Source organism: Pontibacillus yanchengensis (genome assembly GCF_009856295.1).
Classification (GTDB): domain Bacteria; phylum Bacillota; class Bacilli; order Bacillales; family BH030062; genus Pontibacillus; species Pontibacillus yanchengensis_A.
Genome location: NZ_WMEU01000002.1, coordinates 353964 through 375410, shown reverse-complemented (window position 1 = coordinate 375410; position 21447 = coordinate 353964). Strand labels below are relative to the sequence as shown.

Genomic DNA, 21447 nt, shown 5'->3' with positions numbered 1-21447 from the left:
AAAAGATGAAAGTATAAGCGCAACTAGGCCACTGTTTGCGCCATAGGCTTGCCACTCGGCAAATTTTCTTTAGAATGATTATCGAATAGTGTTGATAAAATAAAAATAACCAGTCATTAAGCGTATCTCATATGACGCTTAATGACTGAAAAACTAAATGACTATTCTAAGAAGTCTTTGAGACGTTTGCTTCGACTTGGGTGACGAAGCTTACGTAGTGCTTTCGCTTCAATTTGACGGATACGTTCACGAGTTACTCCAAATACTTTACCTACTTCTTCTAATGTTCTAGTACGTCCATCGTCTAGACCAAAACGAAGACGTAATACATTTTCTTCTCGATCTGTTAACGTGTCTAATACATCTTCAAGTTGCTCTTTTAGCAACTCATACGCAGCATGATCAGAAGGTGAAGTAGCTTCTTGATCTTCGATAAAATCGCCTAGATGAGAATCATCTTCTTCACCAATAGGTGTTTCTAGAGATACAGGCTCTTGAGCAATCTTTAGAATCTCTCTCACTTTATCAGGAGTTAGTTCCATATCCTCTGCAATTTCTTCAGGAGATGGTTCACGACCAAGGTCTTGAAGAAGTTGACGTTGTACTCGGATTAACTTGTTAATCGTCTCTACCATATGCACGGGGATACGTATAGTTCTTGCTTGGTCTGCAATGGCGCGAGTGATAGCCTGACGAATCCACCATGTTGCATAGGTGCTGAATTTGTAACCTTTACGGTAATCAAACTTTTCAACGGCTTTAATTAGTCCCATATTACCCTCTTGAATAAGGTCAAGGAATAACATACCTCTCCCAACGTAACGTTTAGCTATACTTACTACAAGACGTAAGTTCGCCTCCGCAAGACGACGTTTGGCTTCTTCGTCTCCATTCTCGATACGTTGGGCCAAATTGATTTCCTCTTCAGCAGAAAGAAGATCTACACGTCCTATTTCCTTAAGATACATACGGACGGGATCATTAATTTTCACTCCTGGTGGGACACTTAAATCATTTAAATCAAATTCTTCTTCTTTGTTTAACTGTTGCATACTTGGATCTGCTTCAGAGTCTCCAATGACTTCTACACCTTGGTCATTTAGATATTCATAAAATTCATCCATTGATTCTGAGTCAAGCTCATAACCGGATAAACGTTCTGCTACCTCTTCGTAAGCTAAAATACCACGTTTCTTCCCTAATTCAAGCACCTGTTCTTTTGCCTGTTCTAGGGTTAGCTCATTCTCAGTTGATTTTGAGTTAGATGGCTTCTCTGCCATGAGTCCCCCTCCTTCCAAAACTTCCTTCTATCTCAAGTCTTTATTAAGACTTTAAGCTTTTTTTTAATTCTAAAATTTGCATTGCAATTTGGGCTGCTCGTACTGGATCCTGTTGTCTCTCTGCTTCTTTTTGCTTTGCTTGTAATGATGTAATGTTTTCTTGTTCATTTTTCTTTGCTTGAATAACACGGATGTAGTCTTGGATCTCAGGATCACTTATTTCTGGCTGTAACTTCATCATTGCAATTTCTGAAACAAGATTCTTAACATCTGGGTCTGGAACATGTTCGATAAATTGACTGGAATTAGGTGCAAATCCTTCTTCATAAAAAGCGTACAAGTAAGTTACGATTACTTGATGTTCTGTAAGATTGAAGGCACCACCTAATTGTTCTTGAACCTTTTCAGCTACAGACATATCTTGCATCATGTAGTGTATCAATTGTCTTTCTGCATTATGAAAGGCTGGTAGTAGCTTTGACCCTTTATTCGTAGGCTCCTGGTAATTAGTATAGCTTTTCGTTGGGTTCTTATCCTTATATAGACCTTGCTTTTTTCTACGATCTATGATTTCTTTTTCTAAAACATCTACAGAGAGATCATGATCAGCTGCCACTTCTCGTACATAATGATCCCTCTCGATTGGTTTATCCATTTTAGAAATCTCGTCCAACACTTTTTCGATATAAGCGATGCGATCTCCTTCATGTTGTAAATTATACCCACGCTTTAGATATTGAATCATAAATCCCATGTAAGTAGCACTAGTATCTAATACCTGTTGCTTGAAGCTTTCACTACCAAATTGATGAATGAATTCATCAGGGTCTTTCCCATCCCTAACTGTAGCTACTCTCACCTCACAACCAGCCTGCTTTAATGCATTAGCAGCCTTATAGGATGCTTCGATACCAGCATCATCTGAGTCATAACAAATGATAACACGCTCTACATATCTACGAATTAATTTTGCTTGAGCATCTGTAATCGCTGTTCCTAAAGTAGCAATACCATTTTTTATACCCGCTTGATACGCAGATATAACATCCATTTGGCCCTCAAACAAAACTACTTCTCCACGCTTCCTAATCTCAGCTCGTGCTAGATCGAAGTTATAAAGAAGCTTTCCTTTATGGAAAAGGTCCGTTTCAGGACTATTTAAATATTTAGGGTCGTTACCATTCACACTTCGTCCTGCAAACGCTACGGTTTTACCTTGATGGTTTCTTATAGGAAAAATAACTCTCCCTCGGAAACGATCACCGTATTGACCATTTTCGTTATAGGATAATAAACCACCCTTTACCATCGATTGAGGGTGAAATCCTTTATTCTCCAGAAATTTTTTAGTGAAATCTTTTGAATTAGGTGCAAATCCTAATTGAAATTCATCAATGGTTTCATCGGTTAACCCTCTTTCTTTCAAAAGTTCATACCCATCTTTTCCTTCTTTTGTATGTCTGAGCAAATGATGGTACAATTTAGTTAACCAATTATGAGCTTCATATAAATTCTGTAGTTCAGGATTCGAATGGTTGCCATCATCGTTACCAGAAATACCTTCTGGAAGCTGATGACCACTTTTTTCTCCTAACAATTGCACAGCCTCTTGAAAGGATAGTCCTTCTATTTCTCGAATGAAGGTGAAGACATTCCCACCCTTTCCGCAACCAAAGCAGTGAAAAATCTGCTTGTCTGGGGAAACGGAAAAAGAAGGAGTCTTCTCATTATGAAAAGGACATAACCCAAAGTAATTACGGCTTTTCTTTGTTAGCTGAACATATTCACCCACAACATCAGCAATATCGTTGGCATTCCTGATTTCTTCCACTATACTGTCTGGGATACGAGTTGACATACTTATCACCGTGTTTACTGTTTATTCTATATCAAGGAGACAATACCTTCATATTTCGACAACATTTTTCGATTCCTTTAAAAAATTGTTGACTGTCTGTTTGTATAAAAAAGAGTTCATTTATGGTGTACATACTTCAACAGAAGTATAAAAAAGGCTCTTCCATCATGTTCCCTGATTCCATAACTACATAAACCCTTCCATTCGATAGATTGTTTTTCTCTGAACATCTAATTTCTTAGAAATGAGTCCAATTAAGTTCTAAGTAGATAAGAAAATTCGACAATATTTGTGGGATTTAGAGTTGTGTTATAGTTCTATTTCTACATTACTACCAGAATTCCTTCCTTCCCCTATAAGTTTAAACTTTCTGAAAAGTAAATCACAGGATATGACAAACGAACTATAAACATTTTTTCACAAAAAATAATTATAATACAAAAATCTTGTAAATGCCATGATTTTTTTTTCAAATTTAGCTGTTATTTTATAGAAACACTAAGAAAAGTTCTTCACTCTCATCAAAAACGTTCCTTTTAGCAATACATCAAGTGATTTTTCCATTACTATAATAAAAGCAGAAACACCCTGGTTAGCATAAGCTATGACAGGATGTTTCTAAGGTGAGTTAAATCACTTCAAAGACTATATTATGATTGTTCTTTTCTTCTTATTACATTCATAATTGTATTAGCTGTTTCTTCTACTGCTTTATTTGATACATCTATCACATCACAATTAATTTTATCTACAACTTGTTGAAAATGATTTAATTCTTGTTTAATTCGTTCCATGTTAGCATATGTTGCTTTGTCATCTAACCCTAAAGCTTTCAAACGTTCTTTTCGTATATCATTTAATTTCTCTGCACTTATCTTTAAACCAATGCATTTCTCTGGGTTCACTTTAAATAATTCCTCTGGCGGATCTACTTCTGGAACAATAGGCACGTTGGCTACCTTTAACCGCTTATGAGCAAGATATTGAGATAATGGTGTTTTTGAAGTTCTTGACACACCTATTAAAACGATGTCTGCCTTTAGAATTCCTCTTGGATCTCGTCCATCATCATACTTCACAGCAAATTCAATGGCTTCCACTCGTTTAAAATAATCCTCGTCCAATTTATGTACTAATCCTGGCTCTAAACGAGGTTTTTTTCCATATAAGTTCTCCATTTCATCAATAATGGGCCCAATTATGTCGATTGCTGGAACGTTATGATTTCTTGCTTCTTCAAGCAAAAAAGACCTGAATTCTGGTTTTACTAATGTAAAGCCAATTAATGCTTTATGTTCTTTTGCCTGAAGCACAGCTTCTGTAAGTGTAGCTGTATCTTCAATATATGGGATACGTCGAATTTCAAAATTACTGTTATTAAACTGACTAATAGATGCTTTAACTACTAATTCTGCGGTTTCACCTACTGAATCAGATACTACATAAACAATTGGTTTATCCATACTTTCTATACCTCCTACACACCTTTATACCCTTTGATCTCTCCCAAGTTCTACTAATGCTTTTGTTAAGTTAGTCTTCGTCAACCTGCCGATTACTTCATACCCTTGTTCGCTATCTTTCACAACAGGAAGTGCATCAATTTGCTTTTCAATTAGAATTTGTCCTGCCTCGAGCAGAAGGTCATCCTTATAACATATTGTAACATTAGGCATTCTTGTCATGATGATATGGACGGGAATTTCTCGTAAATCTTGGTTCCCTAGACTTGCTCGTAACAAATCCTTCCTTGAAAGAACTCCTACCAAGAAAGCCCCTTCATTCACAACAAATAATGTCCCCACATCTTCTAGAAACATTGTACAAATAGCATCATATACAGAGACATTATCACTTACAACAACAGGAATTGATTGAAACTCATGCACCTTAAATTTCTTTAGTTTTTCTGTAAGAAGTTCTGATCCCGTTTTCCCTGTATAAAAATACCCAACTCTTGGTCGTGCATCTAGATATCCAGCCATTGTTAAAATAGCTAAATCAGGACGAAGTGTAGCACGTGTTAAGCTTAACTGTTCCGCGATGTTTTCTCCAGTAATAGGTCCATTCTCTTTGACAATTTCTATAATTTGATGCTGCCGATCTGATAAATCCATACGCTTTATCACCCTCATTATATGTGACATACTAGTTTAAATATTATATACTATATCACCATTATTTGAAAGTGTAAGAACTAGTGAGATACTGTTTAAAACGAAAGAAAAAACCCGTCATCAAGTAACAAATGAGCGAGTTTTTAAGCTTTATAAGTTTTTTATTCTTTTAACCAATCCAGCTGATTAAGAAATTTTTTTGACTTCATAAAATAACCACCATAACGATCATAATACAAATCTAATATTTCACGGATACGATGTTTATTTTCGTCTTTGACAGATATATTCCCAATTCTTGTTACATCTACTAAAAGACACATGCGTAATAGCTTTATAATGGTATCTGGTAACGTAAAGGATTCACTGTCCATATGATTACAGAAGCGGCACAAAAGGCCTCCTTCCATCACTGAGAAAGTATAAGGACCTTCCGTACGACCACAATTCACACATTGATTCAACTCTGGAGCAAATCCACCTTTTTTGTACATCTTTAATTCATACATATAAAGAAGGATATCTAGGTCTTTATCTTCTGTCATCCATACCATAGTCTGAAGTAGTTGTTGATACAAGAATGGGTCAGGATGATTTTCTTCTACTAATTTATCCGTTAATTCTGCAACATAAGAGGCATATGCAGCTTTTACAATGTCTTCTCGAATAGATCTTAACGATTGTAATACCTCACCTTGGTATAACGTTCCCATATTTGAGCCAATTTGAATTAAAAAACTAGCATGAACAAATGGCTGGGTAATAGCGGACATTTTACTTTTAGGTTTTTTTGCTCCTTTTGCTATTACAGCTATTTTTCCTCTTTCGCGAGTGAACAAGGTAACTATTTTATGCGTTTCCCCATAGTTACCTGTTCGAATAACAATCCCCTCTACCTTTTGTAACACATTAGGTTCACCTTTCTCTTGCTATAACTGTGAATCCATTTCAGCAAAATACTCTTTGTGTTCTTTAACGTTTTGCTCATCATCATTTGTTTCAAGTTCTTTTAATAATAAATAGGTTTCAATGTTCCCTGTTTGACTAAAAACCTTCCATGTAAAGTCGAGCACAAGAAACCACACCTTTCTTTTATTTACCGTAATATAAGGTAACTTGATTTTAGATTGACCATAAAACGTTTTTGATATGTTATTAAAAATTTACCAACCTTAATATTCTCTTTCATCATAACCGAAATCTTGTAATTGACTTGGACGATTTCTCCAATCTTTCTGCACTTTCACCCAAAGATCTAAATAAATCTTTGTTCCTAACAATGCTTCAATATCTTCTCTGGCTCTTTGACCAATCTCCTTCAACATCTTACCTTGCTTTCCAATTATGATTCCTTTCTGGCTAGGACGTTCAGTTACAATCGTTGCCTGTACATATACCTTGTCATTTTCCTCACGTTCTTCAATTGAATCGATTGCTACTGCAATGGAATGAGGTATTTCTTCATGAGTTAAATGCAAAGCCTTTTCGCGGATTAACTCCCCTATTACAAATCGTTCTGGATGATCGGTAATTTGATCTTCAGGATAATATTGTGGGCCTTCTGGCATTTTGGAAACCATTGTTTGTAATAGATGGTCCACATTGTTACCCTCTAGCGCTGAGATAGGAATTATTTCTGCAAACTCATATTTTGTTCGATACTCCTCAATAATAGGCAACAATTCATCTGGGTGTACCTGATCAATTTTATTGATAATGAGATAGACAGGCTGCTTTACCTTCTGAAGCATGTTAATAATAAACTCGTCTCCACGCCCAAAACCTTCTTTAGCATTAATCATAAACAAAACTAAGTCGACTTCATTTAGTGTTTGCTCAGCAGTATTGACCATAAAGTTACCAAGCTTATGTTTAGGTTTATGAATACCAGGTGTATCAAGAAATACAAGCTGAGCATCTTCACTAGTGTACACACCTTGAATTTTATTTCGTGTAGTTTGAGCTTTATCACTCATAATTGCTATTTTCTGTCCAATTACTCGATTCATAAATGTAGACTTTCCGACATTTGGTCGTCCGATAATAGATATGAATCCTGATTTAAAACTTGCTGACATGTTGTATCCTCCAAGTAGATATTTCATAATGAATGTTATGGTTTTAATCTATTTTACTACAAATTTATTGCCTTTTCATGTAATCGACAAAACCTGTTACAGATAGAACGATTATTTGTAATCCAGTATAAAATTCGACATACCTTAATAAAAGCTAAATGTGTCCTGAAAACAATGCTGCACCCTAGAACGAACTAGTTCAGTTCGATGTTGCTGCGTGACGCACAAGTTTTAATCGAACCTCCCTCACCTCAGTACCACCATCACCTGACCCCTTAGGAGATAATGCAAACACGAAGAGCGCAAGCGTTCGATGTTGACTTATCGTAGGAGGGGCAGTAAGTTTCCAAGTCGCTGGAGCTAGACATGAAGAAGCCACCAACTTTGTTTCTTCACTGTCGAAAAAGCCCTGGTACTTATACCAGGGCTACAGAAATTTAGGAATAAATAAAATACATCCAATAATGACAGAAGCTATAGCAGCTACAAATACTGCTCCAGCTGTAATATCTTTTATTTCCCCTACAAGAGGGTGATGTTCAGGTGAAAGAAAATCCATTATCCTTTCAATAGCCGAATTGAGCATTTCCATTGTTAAAACGAATGTAATAGCTAAAACAAGTACTCCCCACTCTATAAGAGAAAGTCCCACATAAAAACTAAAGACAATCACTAAAAAAGCAATGATACAATGTATGCGAAAATTTCGTTCTGACTTAATAACTTCTTTTAGTCCATTCCAAGCAAAGGAAAAGCCAACCCACTTTCTTGATTTAGTTTCTTTTGAGTCCGAACTCATTTAATATATCCTCTTGTCTAGTAAACATAGCACTTTCATCTTCTTTAGATTGATGATCGTATCCAAGAAGATGTAAGAAACCATGCAAGGCTAAGAAACCTAATTCTCTCTCAAGAGAATGTTTATATTCCTCTGCTTGTTCCTTTGCTCGGTCAATGGATATAACAATATCTCCTAATAAAATAGGTATCTCTTCACCAATAATCTTCATTTCATCTTCCCCTTCTTCTTGCATAGCAAATGAAATGACGTCTGTTGGCTCATCTTTTTGTCTGTAATTTCGGTTAATAATTTGGATTTCTTTGTTATCTACAAAGGAAACAGATATTTCCGCTTCATCCGTTATATTTTCCTTTTGAGCTGCAAAATTTAAAATACGTTGGATAAGATCAATGTAGTTTTCTTCTACGGAATTCGTTTCATCATGGAAATCAATGTACATTATGTAGCCTCCTTAATAGTTTGTTTGCTTTCTGGATATTGGATTCGAGAATGAAAAATACCTTGTAATGTCTCGCATATCGCTACTTGTACTCGGTCTAAATCTTTCATTGTTAATGGACTTGAGTGTAACTGGCCATCTAACAACCTTTCTGTGACAATGGAACGTACAATCTCTTCAATATCCTGAGTTGTTGGTTGTTTTAATGATCTTACAGCAGCTTCTACAGAATCACATATACTGATAATTGCAGCTTCTTTTGTTTGAGGCTTTGGCCCTGGATATCGAAATTGGTGTTCTGATACTGAATTATTACCTTCTCTCGCTTTATGGTAAAAATACTTTAAAAGGGTTGTACCATGATGTTGTTCAGCAATATCAACAATCTCTTGGGGCATGTTATGCTTTCGCAATGTTTCAGCACCTAAATAAGGATGCTCTATTATTATTTCCGCACTTTGCTCTGGTTCAATCATATCATGAGGATTTTTTATTCCCATTTGATTTTCAATAAAATAATGAGGTTTATATGTCTTGCCTAAATCATGGTAATAGGAACCAACTCTTGCCAATAAACCATTTGCACCAACCGCTTCACATGCCGCTTCACTCAAGTTGGCAACCATTATACTATGGTGATACGTTCCCGGCGTTTCGGTTAATATCTTACGTAATAACGGATGATTTGGATTTGCTAGTGTTAACAACTTAGTATCAGAGAGAATACCTAACCCTGCTTCAAAAAACGGTAACAGCCCTAAAGTAAGTACAGAGGATAAAAAGGCTGATTGTACTGCAAAAAGCATAAATACAAGTATAGCAGAAATAGACAATGGCTCATAAGATAAACATGTAAAAACGATGACCAACAAAACATTTATTACCGTTACACCTAATCCTGCCTTAAGAATATACATTCGATCTCTTTGGTTATTAAGCAACATAATCGCGCTCAACTGCGAAAACAACAAGAATAATCCAGCTTCAATATTTAGAGTCCCCGGTATTTGTTGATTAAAGAATATGGTTGCAAATACTGTGTACAAAACAGAAAGAATGATTGCAATTCTTTCTTGTATCAAGATTTTCAGTAGAAATGCACAGGTAGCTAATGGTACAGCAAAATACAACTTTGCCCATGTGTCTTGAAGAAAGCTGCCTATTTCCATAAACAAAAAAGCCAACATACTTATAATACCAATAGCTAATAAATTGCCTGTATTTAATCGTCCATCTTTATGTAAATGGTTAATTTCATAAGCGATAACCCCCATCGATAAAACAATGAATAAAATAAGTCCAATATAAGGGTAAAGATTATTTTTGCTATCTAAAAGACCTACCAGTTTAAGGCGATTGTAAATGTCACTTGTTATTCGCTCACCTTGAAAAACGAGAACTTGTCCTTGACGAATCATCACTGGATCTACTTCATTAGCAGCATGTGTTTTAGCTTGATTGGTTTTGGATAGATTTAAGAATGAACTCTCAACAATGGCAAATGAAGCAATAGAATGAATGGCTTCTCTTAAATCTGCATTAAAGCTCGATAAATTAAGTTGGTTTTGCACTTTTGACTTAGCAGCTTGTACTTCCTCAGCTTTGACACCAGCTTTTAAGATTTCATTTACTTCTTTGATTATTAGCTCTTCTGCTAGTTTACGTTCTTGGGATGTAGAGGCCAATAGTTTCTTGAAAACAGTTGAATCCAGATTATTTGTTATTTCATTTGAGAGCATGCTAGTAAGTTGGTCTGTTTTTTGTTCATTTTTGGATTTTTTTTCCTTAGACTCTATTGTAGAAACGGCATTAAATATATCGTTAATATAATTGACTCGTTTAGAAATGACCTCAGTGGATACAGTATGTATGTCTTCTACAGATTGAAATGCTTGGCTTCTTTTCTCATCTGTTTTAACTTTGTCCTCAATTGTAATAGGTGACAGAATCGTTTCTTCCGCCTTCTCGAATTGCTCAACATCATACGTTTTCGTTTGTACATTGGAAAAAGACATAAAAAATAAAGCGGTCGCAAGTATAAGTAAAGTGACTCCTACTTGCAGCCACGTATTTTGAACCCATTTAATCTTTTTTAGCTTTTTTAGCCAATGTAAGTACATGGTCACACCCCATTATAGACGTATATACAGAAAATAAGACCCTAGATTTGGGTCTTACTATCAATCATTTCCTTTATCATAAGCATCAATCACCCTTTGAACGATTGGATGACGAACAACATCCGACTGTTCTAAATAATGAAATGCGACGCCATGTATTTGGGAAAGTCTTTTTTCAGCTGTTTTGAGTCCTGAGGTTACTCCTTTTGGTAAGTCTACTTGTGTAATATCTCCAGTAATAATCATCTTGGAACCAAAGCCAAGTCGAGTAATAAACATTTTCATTTGTTCTGGTGTTGTATTTTGAGCTTCATCAAGAATTACAAAAGCGTCGTCTAACGTTCTACCTCTCATATATGCGAGAGGGGCTATTTCAATTGTTCCTCTTTCTATTAGACGAGCTGTATGCTCTGTCCCTAAAACATCATGTAAAGCATCGTATAATGGGCGTAAATACGGATCTACCTTTTCTTTCAAATCTCCTGGTAGGAATCCTAAACTTTCTCCAGCTTCAACTGCTGGGCGTGTAAGTATGATTCGTTTCACTTCACCATTTTTCAAAGCTTGTACCGCCATAACAACAGCAAGATACGTTTTACCAGTTCCAGCTGGACCAATACCAAACACTAAATCATGGTTCTTAATGCCAGAAACGTAGTTGCGTTGTCCAAGGGTTTTAACACGAATTGGTTTCCCTTTCGTATTTCGAGAAATCTCGTCTTCAAACAATGTTTCAAATTGCTCAATTTTATTTTTTTTAGCCAAATCGATCGCATAGATTACATCGCGTTCTGAGATGGTTAATCCTTTACGAATAACCTTTAATATCGCATGAAGGACACTTTCCACTAAAAGCACATGTTCCCTATTTCCAGAAACACTTACATGCTCTCCTCTTGTCACAATCGACACTTGGAGTTGTTCCTCCATTTGCTTCAGATTACGATCTCCGTTGCCAAATAAGGCTAAAGCTTCGTTAGGATTATCTAATTGTATGTCAATCGTTTGTAACTCTTCTTGCATTCTTCAGTCTCCTTGAGTGATCGGATATGGTTTTACAATATTTTCTTGCACCTTTATATATAGGATTAAGTTTACTTTACCATTCTCTTTCTTCTGGTGCAAAATTTTTTCACTTAATATTTTGGCATCAATTGGTAATTGTTTACTTAATTCTTTTTTTGCTTGTTCTATCCCTGCAAGAACCGCATCATCCTGTGTTCTATTTTGTACATATACTTCTTGCTCCCATATTTGTTTCGTCTTAAATGCAATAGGAAGTTTCCATTTATATAAGTATAGAGGGCGTTCTTTTTCATCTACAAAAACCTGTTTAAAATCAGGTTTTGTAAAGCCCCATAATGGTATAGAAGTTTTAAACAACGTTATAGCATATTGTTTTTCTTTTTCCCCTGTTATTACTTTATATTCAACATTTATAGGAATAGACACTTCACTCTCATACCATGTTTCCGCAATAACTTCACCTTCTGCATGGACTACTTGCTGATCCTCCTCCCCCCCAATTAAACCAGAAACCAAGATGTCTCCCGGCTGTACGAAATCATTCACATTGACCTGGGGTTCTCCTTTTTCAACATACATATCTACAATAATCCCTTTTTTCCTCGCTATAAGATGTTGCGGACCTCCTTTTTCTTTCTCTTCAACAACGGTTTTTTCTACTCCTTGTAAATGATAGGTTGTACCTTTTTCCGTAATCCCTATCCAAAGTAATTCAGGAACATCATTAAGGAGCTTTTGTTGCATCTCGCTAGGTGTTTCAAGATTTAACTTCCAAGCACCTTTTCGCACTCCATACTCATCTAAATTTTCTTTTATTTTGTGCTCAATTTCTGGTGTTACTCCTTCAATATCTATGTCCCACACCATATTTGATAGCGTGAATATGAGAATAAGGCTTAACAAGAAACCTATAACTAATGGTTTTCTTTTCCAGATAGCATTAACGAGAAAAGGTAATCCGATTCTAGAACTAAATGTGATTTTATAGGACATGTTTTTTCGTAAGTCCTTTAACTTAGGGATATCTTCTAGTTTAATATTTGCCTGACAGGAAGACTCGTCTATTTTTTTTACATTCCATATCACGATTCCATTTTCAACACAACGATTTAAAAAGAATTCTGGAAAATTCCCCTTCACCTTAAACGTTGTATATCCATTAAAAAAAACCCCTTGTGTCCGTTTCATATATGCCTCCTAGATATCACTAGTTTTGGTCAATAAATGATATATTTTCTATCGTACCTTCAAGTAAGATTTCTTCAGGTAGCATCATTCGAAGGACAAAATTTTTACCAGTTATCTTCAATTGACCTTGTTTTAGTTTTAAGCGGAGTTCTTGCTCTGAAAAGATGAGTAGACCTTTATGATTTTCTATGTAGGCATGTATTTGACCAATTGTCGTGATTCTAGGAAGTTCAAGAATAACATCAGATGGTAAATCTAAATGTTGTGCAATCCAACTCCCTATTCTTTGCTGCCATTTGTTCATCAGCTCCGCCCCCTCTCTCATACATGTGTATGAAAAAAGCACGAAATGTATCACTACATTTCGTGCTTTCTTATTGCTTTTATTTTATTTTTGATCCATAGGGCTTTTTAGACCTCGGAGCTCCTAGCACTTCAGCCATAACAATACTTTCCATTAACCGTTTACTTGAAAGTTTCTTGTCTATATTTTCAACAACCGGTGCAGAACCTTTTTTATAAGGCTGTAATGTATCACGTTTGTATTGATCACCACTAGGCCTATCTGGTAGTACATTATGTTCTGCATTTTCCCCTGCTGGCTGAGCTGTATGTGCATAGCGATCTGTAGATTCTTGTTTCCTTTTTTTCATTTCCTCATAACGTTCTTTTTGAGCTTCAGCAAACGTTTGTAATTCGGGCTTGTTCTCTTGTTTTGTATTTGTTGAAGGTTCTGACTTTTGGTTTCCTCCAAAGGAAGGCATTGGTTTATTCTTGGATGTTTTTTCACCTTTTTCTTCATTCTTTTTGTTACTAGCAAAGGCATTATATAAAAAAGCGATAACACCACCAATGATGACAACATTACTAATGATCACTTCAATTATGTCACCCATACAAAAGCCTCCTTACTTACCGGAAAAGGCATTAAGATTTATCCTCTTCCTCATTTTCACCACTATTCATCTTACCAATCACATCACGCATATCAGTGTCTGCTTGAATGTTTTTCAAATTATAGTAATCCATTACACCAATATTACCACTTCGTAGTGCTTCTGCCATTGCTTGCGGAACTTCTGCTTCAGCTTCGACAACTTTCGCTTGCATCTCTTGTACACGAGCACGCATCTCTTGTTCTGTTGCCACAGCCATTGCACGACGTTCTTCTGCTTTCGCTTGAGCAATATTTTTATCTGCTTCTGCTTGATCTGTTTGGAGGATTGCACCAATGTTTTTACCAATATCAATATCAGCAATATCAATAGATAGAATCTCAAAGGCTGTACCTGCATCTAACCCTTTTCCTAGTACGTTCTGAGAAATACGATCAGGGTTTTCTAATACTTTATTATGATCTTGAGAGCTACCAATGGTACTTACAATTCCTTCTCCGACACGGGCAATAACTGTATCTTCACCAGCACCACCTACTAGGCGATCAATGTTGGCGCGTACTGTAATACGAGCTTTTGCTTTCACTTCAATACCATCCATTGCTACACCAGCAATAAATGGTGTTTCAATTACTTTTGGATTCACACTCATCTGAACTGCTTCTAATACATCTCGACCTGCTAGATCAATAGCAGCTGCTCGTTCGAAGCTTAATTCTATGTTTGCACGTTGTGCAGCAATTAGTGCATTTACTACACGATCCACATTACCACCAGCAAGGTAGTGACTCTCTAATTGGTTTGTATTCACATCCACTCCGGCTTTGTGAGCCTTGATTAGTGGGTTGATTACGCGGTTTGGTACAACTCGACGTAATCTCATACCAATTAGAGTAAATATGCTAATTTTAACTCCCGCTGCTAGTGCACTAATCCATAGCATTACCGGAATAAACGTAAATAGCACAGCAACTGCTATTATTATAATCCCTACCAATATAATTGGCATAAACTGTTCTGGAGTCATATTTGTTTTCCCCCTTAATTATTCTTCCTTATTGATTTCTCGTACAATGACGCGAGTTCCTTCCGTTTTCACAACTTTTACACGCTTCCCTTTTTCTATAAATCCACCTTCAGTGACAACATCAATTCTCTCATTATCAAAATCACCTGTTCCAGAAGGACGTAAAGGGGTTAGTGTGATACCTTCTAAGCCAATAAGCTCAAGTCTATTCTTTGATGAGATGTAGCCTTTTTCAGTAGAAGTGGAATCATTTAAAATAATATTCTTAAGAAATCCACGTTCTAATCCCATTGTTTTAAAAAGCACAACGGAAGCAATAATCGCAACCATTAAGGCAATCCCAATGCTCATGGCCATATACCCCATATCATTTCCAGTCATAAATAACGATCCGATGACCGCTCCTACGCCTATGATACCGAGTATCCCCCCTGGAACAAATAACTCTAAGACAATACAGATAATTCCTAATGCGAAAAAGATAATGGTTTCATAACCTGCTAGTCCAGCAATGAGATGTCCATAGAAAAACAATACTAAGGCTAATAATCCCATTATGCCAGCTACACCAAAACCAGGTGAATAGAGTTCTGCAACGAAACCTAGACTTGCGATGGATAATAATATCGGTACAACTACAGGATTCGTAATCAATCTAGCAATTTGTTCCGAAAATGTTGGACTGGTTTCGACAATCACTGCATCCTCAAGATTTAATTGCTTTAATAAGGCTGCTCGATCATCCACAACACCTTCTGCATAGCCAACCTCAACCGCCTCATTAGCACTTAAAGTGAGATACTTTCCTTCTCCTGCCTGATATTTGGGTAAATCGATGTCTGGATTTGCCATAGCCTCTGCATATTTAGGATCTCTTCCTCCTGTTTCTGCAGCGCTACGCATGGCTTTAATCCAATTAGACTGAGCCTTTTTGCTAGCAGCATTTCCGTCTCCTGTTATCACACCCGCTGCCCCCATAGTGGAGCCTGGTGTCATATAAATTTGATCCGCATTCAGCGCTATGTAGGAACCTGCTGAAAGCGCATTTTTTTCAACGAAGGCTGTGTTTGGAATCTCAATATTTTGAAAAAGTTTAGCAATGGAGCTAGCTGCATCAACCGCACCACCAGGGGTGTCAATCGAAAAAATAATATGATCAGCATTACTTTGACGAGCTTCTTTGACACTTCGTTCTAAAAATGAAGCTAAGCCTTTTTCAACAGCTTGTTCTACAGGGACAACATATACCTTTTTTCCTTCTCCTTCAGCGCTAATAGTATGTGAAACTAGTGCATGAAAAGCGAGTAATAGTAAGGACAGTACCCAGATGAAGCGAGCTGTTCTCTTCATTGCCACCCTCCTTTCTTTCTTAACCCTATATACGATAGGATATACGAAAACGTTTCAAAAAATTAACTTGTATATATCAATTATGCACACTATTATCTTAAGGGGTATAAAATCCACTAGAAGTAGGTCGCTGGAGTAGGAAGTGGATTACCATCAGCCGCCTATTTCATATAGATAACAAAAAAACCGCCAGACTGGCGGTTTTTTTATTAAGATAGATGTTTTTGTACAAGTTGATTTACTTGAGAGCCATCCGCTTTACCTTTCACTTTAGGCATAACAGCACTCATCACCTTGCCCATGTCTTTCTTAGAAGTCGCTCCAAGTTCGCTAATCGTTTCTTTTACGATCTCATCAAGCTCGTCTTCAGAAAGCTGAGAAGGCATATATGATTCAATAATTTCAATTTCTCTTACTTGTTTTTCAGCTAGATCTTCACGACCTGCATCTTTAAACTCCTGGAGGGAATCTTTTCGTTGTTTTAACTCACGAGATAAAACAGTTAATTCTTCTTCCTCAGATAAATCGCCTTTCCCAAGTTTTAAGGCTTCATTTTGCAAAGATGCTTTCACCATTCGAATAACGGAAAGCTTTTCTTTATCTTTACTCTTTAAAGCCTGTTTCATATCTTGATTAAGACGTTCAAGTAATGACATTGAGTTTACACCCTCTTATTTACGCTTTCTAGCAGCTTCAGACTTCTTCTTACGACGAACACTTGGTTTTTCGTAATGTTCACGTTTTTTGTACTCAGCTAGTGTACCATTCTTAGATACACTTTTCTTGAAGCGACGAAGAGCATCTTCAAGGTTCTCGTTTTTACGTACGCGAGTATTATTTGACATGCTATTTCCCTCCCTCCAAAGCAAAAAGACAGTTTCAATATTGCACATGTTCTTACTCGACATATGCCTTTTGCAATTATAATATATTCCAATGGTTAGTTCAACTTTTTTCTGACTGATTATTAATAAGGATTTGGATTTTGAATGACATTTTATCTATTATTGTTATTTAATGATAAATTACTAGATGTTTTAAAAAATTCACTCATGAAATATCCCCTTGTCCATATGATGATATAGGGGTGAACAAGTATGGGTGATATGCTAACTCTCTTAGCTGTATTTATCATTATGTTTTTATTTGGTATGACCATATTAAGAATCGGTTTATATCAGCTTTCTTATCATAGGATGAAAGGTCTTCTGTCTCTTTTTGCCGATCATCCAATCAAAGGAATGCTTACCGGAATTGTCGTAACAGGTATATTACAAAGTAGTTCTTGTACAATGATTATTACAGTTGGGTTGGTAGCTGTTGGTGCATTATCGTTTAAGCAATCGATTGGAATAATGTTAGGTGCTAACATCGGAACAACGGTTACTGTTGAATTACTCTCGCTTTCTCATCAAGTACCTATATGGCCATTGTTAGTGACTGGCTGTATTCTATTATTTTTTCAGAAACCGATACTATTTGGTACTGGCGGGATCTTATTTGGGTTAGGTACAATGTTTGTGGCTTTACATGGTTTCTCCACGCTTGCAGAACCTATTCAACAGCTCCCTATTATTCAAGAAATGCTAGCCTTCACGAACCTTTTCCCGTCGCTAAGTATTGCTGTTGGTACACTGTTAACTGCCATCATACAATCTTCGACTGCTTCAACAGGTATAGCTATGTCATTTCTAGATGAAGGCTTGTTTACAATGCCCTCAGCCATCGGCATCATGCTAGGAGCCAACATCGGGACATGTATTACCGCATGGCTCGCCTCTCTTGGTAGTAACCACGAAGCTAAACTTGTAGCTATGGCTCATGTTTGGTTGAATTTGATTGGTGTTTTGATATTCGCTCCCTTTTTAGAGGAGATGGCAATGATTTCAGGGTGGTTAGCTAACTCACCAATGCAACAACTAGCACATATTTCGGTACTTTTTAATGTTCTTTCTTCGATTATCGTTCTTCCTTTCCTTAGACACTTTACATCTTTCGTTTTACTGATCCACGGTAAAAATAGAACATGATAAGAGTTTCGTATATTTGTATCTAAGCGACAATACGTAGATATTAACAAACAATGGTAAGTTTTTAGTTTTTTGTATAGAAATCAATGTATCATTCACAAAAAGATCTCCTCCCTCTTGCTCTTATTAATTCTCGTTCCATTATAGCCCATTATCTTGAAGACTTGGATTCGATATAATCTTCTTATCATAGTTGAAAATGCTAAAAAAGAGGGATGTTTCCGTTGCTTTCGTTAGAATAAAGGTGGCCTCTGGAACAACTCGCGTCCTGCCGGCCCCTACACGACGTAGGGTCGTTCGACGTTGTCACACGATGTGACGATCTTAGTCGAACCTTCCCTAATCATTCTACCTTCGGGGGAAAACACCCTCAGTGGGATCTTGCCTACCTTTTTCTCCGGTGGGAGTCTCCTTGTTCCACGGCCACCTCCTGCGATGTTGGGAGAAACGGATACATGGCAATGGTGATTGATGTCTCCTCTATCTTAACGGACATATAACCTCTTATTTCCTGAAAAAACGCTGTTTATAGCAGTTAACGGACACAGGATACCTTATGTAACTAAATCCCCCTTCATAAAAGGTGTTTTGCTTCAAATAAGGTATCCTATGTCCTTTGAGTACCGAAAATCGTCTTGATTGAAGATAATAACGCATCCTATGTCCGCTTTCACATTAAATTGTTCGGTAAGCTCTCCATAACAAATAAAGCAACAAGTATGCCGTAGTCCGATAGCAATACCTGGGCAGGATAGGTGGGTGGGAAACAACTCGCTTACCAGCTCGCCCGCAGGAAAGCGAGTTGTTTCCTACCCAACCCTACTCTTTTTACGCATCGGGCCACCCCAAACTATCTCGAACCCAAGTCTTCCAGATTATGCCTCTTATTTGGGAAAAGTATCTACACCTATCAATTTTTTCTACCTACTAGAATCGGTCTATTCTATTACAGAAATGTACATGAATAAAACTCAAATAACAAAATAAAAACGCATGGGCTCCAAAATTGGAGAATTCCATACGTTTTTGATCTATCACTGTATGCAGTTAAATTAGTAGTCAGAAGTGCCTTGTCCACCTGAAACAATCTGCATCCCTGCACTTGCACCAATACGAGTTGCTCCGGCTTCAATCACTGCTTCTGCTCCTTCGCGGTCACGTACACCACCAGAAGCCTTAACACCCATGTCAGGTCCGACAGTCTCTCTCATTAGGCGTACATCCTCCACCGTAGCTCCGCCACCAGAGAAGCCTGTAGATGTCTTAACGAAATCTGCTTCTGCTTCCTTAGCTAGTTGACAAGCTTTAACTTTCTCGTCATCTGAAAGAAGAGAAGTTTCAATAATTACTTTTGTAAGAGCTTTTCCTTCAGTAGCTCGAACAACGGCTTCAATATCAGCTTTTACAGCTTCATATTTTTCACTCTTAAGTGCTCCGATATTGATAACCATATCCACTTCAGTTGCTCCATTTTCGATGGCTTGTTTTGTTTCATAAGCTTTCATTTCAGTCGTTGTTGCTCCTAATGGAAATCCGATAACCGTACATACTTTCACATCTGTGTCTTTTAGAAGATCGTAGCAAAGGGGTACCCAGTATGGATTCACACATACCGAAGCGAAACCATATTCTTTCGCTTCTTTACAAATCTGTTCTATTTTTTCTTGTTTTGTATCAGGCTTTAATTGCGTATGATCTATCATTTTCGCCATTTTTGTATCCATTATATCATCCTTTCAAACCGTAGTTGTACGTACCTCTTCTATAATAGCATTCTCATCAAAAAAATGCTATAACTCTTAGTACCAATACATTTCATTTCTAAACCATAATAAACCCCCTTACCGAATAATCATACAGCAAGGGGGGGGGCAACGTTAGGAAGACATTTTTATCTTCTCGTTCAGATTAGGGGCATCTAATACACGTACAAATTCTCCTGCATTATAAGGATAACCAGCGTGTGTAATTTTCACCCGTACAATTTCTCCAATCATTTCTTCATCTGCTTCAAAAATCACCTTAAGATAGTTATCTGTGTACCCTACATAACGACGATCGTTTTCATCATCTTTGAACTTTTCTTCAGGGATTACTTCTAGCACTTCACCTTCATAGGTGGAAGCATATTCTTTTGCTTGTTGATTTGATAATTCAATCAATTGATGAACTCGTTCATTTTTGATTACATCATCTACTTGGTCATCCATACGAGCTGCTGGTGTACCAGTTCGTTTGGAGTAAGGAAACACATGCAACTCTGAATAACCAATTTCTTGAATGTATCGGTATGTTTCCATGAACTCTTCTTCTGTTTCACCTGGGAAACCAACAATTACGTCTGATGTAATGGCTAATCCAGGAAGAGCTTTTTTAATTCGATCAATACGTTCTTTATAATACTCGGTTGTGTACTTACGACGCATGCGTTTTAACACTGTATTGGAACCTGACTGTAGAGGGATATGAAGGTGTCGAACAATCTTATCTGAGTCATTCAAAACCTCTATTACTTCATCCGTAATTTGACTAGCTTCAATAGATGATATGCGAATTCGTTTAAGGCCATTAACACGCTCGTCCAACTCACGTAATAGCTTGGCTAAGTTATATTCTTTCATATCTTCACCATAACCACCCGTGTGAATACCAGTTAATACGATTTCTTTATAACCAGCGTCTACAAGTTGTTGCGCTTGCTGAATGACATCTTCAGGATCTCTTGAACGCATTAGACCACGTGCCCAAGGGATGATGCAAAATGTACAGAAGTTATTACAGCCTTCTTGTATTTTAAGTGACGCACGAGTTCTGTCTGTGAATGCTGGCACATCCATTTCCTCGAATATACGTGTTTTCATGATATTTGAGACGCCATTAATTGGTTGACGCTCCTCTTTAAACTGTTCAATATAATCTAGCATCTTCTTACGATCCTGTGTACCTACTACAATATCCACACCTGGAATCTCCATAATTTCAGCTGGGGAAGTTTGAGCATAACAACCTGTTACGCATATAACCGCATTATCATTTTTACGAATAGCACGACGAATCATTTGACGACTTTTCTTATCCCCTGTATTCGTTACAGTACATGTGTTGATTACATACACATCTGCTTGATGATCAAATTCAACACGCTCGTATCCTTCTTCTTTAAACAAATTCCAAATCGCTTCTGTTTCATAATGGTTTACTTTACAACCTAATGTATGAAAAGCTACTGTTGACAT

21 protein-coding genes are annotated in these 21447 nt (G+C 36.9%); 1 reads left to right on the top strand and 20 read right to left on the bottom strand.

What is annotated here, in order from left to right:
* Nucleotides 1-161: 161 nt before the first annotated feature.
* The 18 genes from rpoD to rpsU all read right to left on the bottom strand — a co-directional run bounded on the left by rpoD (nt 162) and on the right by rpsU (nt 17026).
* Nucleotides 162-1280, bottom strand: coding sequence for an RNA polymerase sigma factor RpoD (rpoD, locus tag GLW08_RS09005; RefSeq protein WP_160848304.1), 1119 nt, complete (start codon nt 1278-1280; stop codon nt 162-164).
* Between the two features lie 43 nt (nt 1281-1323).
* Entirely contained in the window at nt 1324-3138 is a 1815-nt protein-coding gene (gene dnaG / locus GLW08_RS09000; RefSeq protein ID WP_160848303.1) for a DNA primase, read from the bottom strand.
* A 650-nt stretch (nt 3139-3788) separates the two neighbouring features.
* On the bottom strand, nt 3789-4601 hold the full coding sequence (locus GLW08_RS08995) for a pyruvate, water dikinase regulatory protein (RefSeq protein WP_160848302.1): 813 nt from the start codon (nt 4599-4601) through the stop codon (nt 3789-3791).
* A gap of 24 nt (nt 4602-4625) precedes the next feature.
* A complete protein-coding gene (locus GLW08_RS08990; protein ID WP_160848301.1) occupies nt 4626-5255 on the bottom strand; it encodes a helix-turn-helix transcriptional regulator in 630 nt (209 codons plus the stop codon).
* A 161-nt stretch (nt 5256-5416) separates the two neighbouring features.
* Nucleotides 5417-6163, bottom strand: a complete 747-nt coding sequence (recO, locus tag GLW08_RS08985; protein WP_160848300.1) for a DNA repair protein RecO — start codon at nt 6161-6163, stop codon at nt 5417-5419.
* A gap of 21 nt (nt 6164-6184) precedes the next feature.
* Nucleotides 6185-6328 carry a YqzL family protein gene (locus GLW08_RS08980; protein WP_160848299.1) on the bottom strand — a complete coding sequence of 48 codons (144 nt, stop codon included), beginning with the start codon at nt 6326-6328 and terminating at the stop codon, nt 6185-6187.
* A 99-nt stretch (nt 6329-6427) separates the two neighbouring features.
* Nucleotides 6428-7333 carry a GTPase Era gene (gene era, locus GLW08_RS08975; protein WP_160848298.1) on the bottom strand — a complete coding sequence of 302 codons (906 nt, stop codon included), beginning with the start codon at nt 7331-7333 and terminating at the stop codon, nt 6428-6430.
* 427 nt (nt 7334-7760) lie between these two features.
* Entirely contained in the window at nt 7761-8132 is a 372-nt protein-coding gene (locus tag GLW08_RS08970) for a diacylglycerol kinase family protein (protein ID WP_160848297.1), read from the bottom strand.
* Nucleotides 8107-8574, bottom strand: a complete 468-nt coding sequence (gene ybeY, locus GLW08_RS08965; RefSeq protein WP_160848296.1) for an rRNA maturation RNase YbeY — start codon at nt 8572-8574, stop codon at nt 8107-8109. Before ybeY ends, GLW08_RS08970 begins: the two co-directional genes overlap by 26 nt.
* A complete protein-coding gene (locus tag GLW08_RS08960) occupies nt 8574-10694 on the bottom strand; it encodes an HD family phosphohydrolase (RefSeq protein WP_160848295.1) in 2121 nt (706 codons plus the stop codon). The genes ybeY and GLW08_RS08960 overlap by 1 nt, the downstream gene beginning before the upstream one ends.
* A 60-nt stretch (nt 10695-10754) precedes the next feature.
* Nucleotides 10755-11717 carry a PhoH family protein gene (locus tag GLW08_RS08955; RefSeq protein ID WP_160848294.1) on the bottom strand — a complete coding sequence of 321 codons (963 nt, stop codon included), beginning with the start codon at nt 11715-11717 and terminating at the stop codon, nt 10755-10757.
* A 3-nt stretch (nt 11718-11720) separates the two neighbouring features.
* On the bottom strand, nt 11721-12908 hold the full coding sequence (yqfD, locus tag GLW08_RS08950) for a sporulation protein YqfD (protein ID WP_160848293.1): 1188 nt from the start codon (nt 12906-12908) through the stop codon (nt 11721-11723).
* A gap of 19 nt (nt 12909-12927) precedes the next feature.
* Complete coding sequence (gene yqfC / locus GLW08_RS08945) at nt 12928-13212, bottom strand: sporulation protein YqfC (RefSeq protein WP_202406258.1); 285 nt, start codon at nt 13210-13212, stop codon at nt 12928-12930.
* 79 nt (nt 13213-13291) lie between these two features.
* Nucleotides 13292-13804, bottom strand: a complete 513-nt coding sequence (locus tag GLW08_RS08940) for a hypothetical protein (protein ID WP_160848292.1) — start codon at nt 13802-13804, stop codon at nt 13292-13294.
* 31 nt (nt 13805-13835) lie between these two features.
* Nucleotides 13836-14831 carry a flotillin-like protein FloA gene (floA, locus tag GLW08_RS08935; RefSeq protein WP_160848291.1) on the bottom strand — a complete coding sequence of 332 codons (996 nt, stop codon included), beginning with the start codon at nt 14829-14831 and terminating at the stop codon, nt 13836-13838.
* A gap of 18 nt (nt 14832-14849) precedes the next feature.
* Nucleotides 14850-16181, bottom strand: coding sequence for an NfeD family protein (locus GLW08_RS08930; protein ID WP_160848290.1), 1332 nt, complete (start codon nt 16179-16181; stop codon nt 14850-14852).
* Between the two features lie 209 nt (nt 16182-16390).
* The gene (locus tag GLW08_RS08925; RefSeq protein WP_036818294.1) at nt 16391-16837 is read right to left on the bottom strand and encodes a GatB/YqeY domain-containing protein; all 447 of its coding nucleotides are present in this window, start codon (nt 16835-16837) and stop codon (nt 16391-16393) included.
* 15 nt (nt 16838-16852) lie between these two features.
* Entirely contained in the window at nt 16853-17026 is a 174-nt protein-coding gene (gene rpsU / locus GLW08_RS08920; RefSeq protein WP_036818291.1) for a 30S ribosomal protein S21, read from the bottom strand.
* A 252-nt stretch (nt 17027-17278) separates the two neighbouring features.
* Between rpsU and GLW08_RS08915 the strand changes: the two genes are divergently transcribed.
* Nucleotides 17279-18211: a Na/Pi symporter gene (locus tag GLW08_RS08915; protein ID WP_160848289.1), complete on the top strand. Its 933-nt coding sequence runs from the start codon at nt 17279-17281 to the stop codon at nt 18209-18211.
* A gap of 1052 nt (nt 18212-19263) precedes the next feature.
* Here the strand turns inward: GLW08_RS08915 and deoC are convergent.
* Nucleotides 19264-19935 (bottom strand): deoxyribose-phosphate aldolase, encoded by a 672-nt coding sequence (gene deoC / locus GLW08_RS08910; protein ID WP_160848288.1) that lies wholly within the window; start codon nt 19933-19935, stop codon nt 19264-19266.
* A gap of 153 nt (nt 19936-20088) precedes the next feature.
* Nucleotides 20089-21447: a tRNA (N(6)-L-threonylcarbamoyladenosine(37)-C(2))-methylthiotransferase MtaB gene (mtaB, locus tag GLW08_RS08905; RefSeq protein ID WP_160848287.1), complete on the bottom strand. Its 1359-nt coding sequence runs from the start codon at nt 21445-21447 to the stop codon at nt 20089-20091.

Excerpts from the sequence above, each read along its gene's own strand:
- rpoD (WP_160848304.1), bottom strand. The coding sequence starts at position 1,280 with ATGGCAGAGAAGCCATCTAACTCAAAATCAACTGAGAATGAGCTAACC.
- dnaG (WP_160848303.1), bottom strand. The coding sequence starts at position 3,138 with ATGTCAACTCGTATCCCAGACAGTATAGTGGAAGAAATCAGGAATGCC.
- GLW08_RS08995 (WP_160848302.1), bottom strand. The coding sequence starts at position 4,601 with ATGGATAAACCAATTGTTTATGTAGTATCTGATTCAGTAGGTGAAACC.
- GLW08_RS08990 (WP_160848301.1), bottom strand. The coding sequence starts at position 5,255 with ATGGATTTATCAGATCGGCAGCATCAAATTATAGAAATTGTCAAAGAG.
- era (WP_160848298.1), bottom strand. The coding sequence starts at position 7,333 with ATGTCAGCAAGTTTTAAATCAGGATTCATATCTATTATCGGACGACCA.
- GLW08_RS08970 (WP_160848297.1), bottom strand. The coding sequence starts at position 8,132 with ATGAGTTCGGACTCAAAAGAAACTAAATCAAGAAAGTGGGTTGGCTTT.
- ybeY (WP_160848296.1), bottom strand. The coding sequence starts at position 8,574 with ATGTACATTGATTTCCATGATGAAACGAATTCCGTAGAAGAAAACTAC.
- GLW08_RS08960 (WP_160848295.1), bottom strand. The coding sequence starts at position 10,694 with ATGTACTTACATTGGCTAAAAAAGCTAAAAAAGATTAAATGGGTTCAA.
- GLW08_RS08955 (WP_160848294.1), bottom strand. The coding sequence starts at position 11,717 with ATGCAAGAAGAGTTACAAACGATTGACATACAATTAGATAATCCTAAC.
- yqfD (WP_160848293.1), bottom strand. The coding sequence starts at position 12,908 with ATGAAACGGACACAAGGGGTTTTTTTTAATGGATATACAACGTTTAAG.
- yqfC (WP_202406258.1), bottom strand. The coding sequence starts at position 13,212 with ATGAACAAATGGCAGCAAAGAATAGGGAGTTGGATTGCACAACATTTA.
- GLW08_RS08940 (WP_160848292.1), bottom strand. The coding sequence starts at position 13,804 with ATGGGTGACATAATTGAAGTGATCATTAGTAATGTTGTCATCATTGGT.
- floA (WP_160848291.1), bottom strand. The coding sequence starts at position 14,831 with ATGACTCCAGAACAGTTTATGCCAATTATATTGGTAGGGATTATAATA.
- GLW08_RS08930 (WP_160848290.1), bottom strand. The coding sequence starts at position 16,181 with ATGAAGAGAACAGCTCGCTTCATCTGGGTACTGTCCTTACTATTACTC.
- GLW08_RS08925 (WP_036818294.1), bottom strand. The coding sequence starts at position 16,837 with ATGTCATTACTTGAACGTCTTAATCAAGATATGAAACAGGCTTTAAAG.
- rpsU (WP_036818291.1), bottom strand. The coding sequence starts at position 17,026 with ATGTCAAATAATACTCGCGTACGTAAAAACGAGAACCTTGAAGATGCT.
- GLW08_RS08915 (WP_160848289.1), top strand. The coding sequence starts at position 17,279 with ATGGGTGATATGCTAACTCTCTTAGCTGTATTTATCATTATGTTTTTA.
- deoC (WP_160848288.1), bottom strand. The coding sequence starts at position 19,935 with ATGGATACAAAAATGGCGAAAATGATAGATCATACGCAATTAAAGCCT.
- mtaB (WP_160848287.1), bottom strand. The coding sequence starts at position 21,447 with ATGTCAACAGTAGCTTTTCATACATTAGGTTGTAAAGTAAACCATTAT.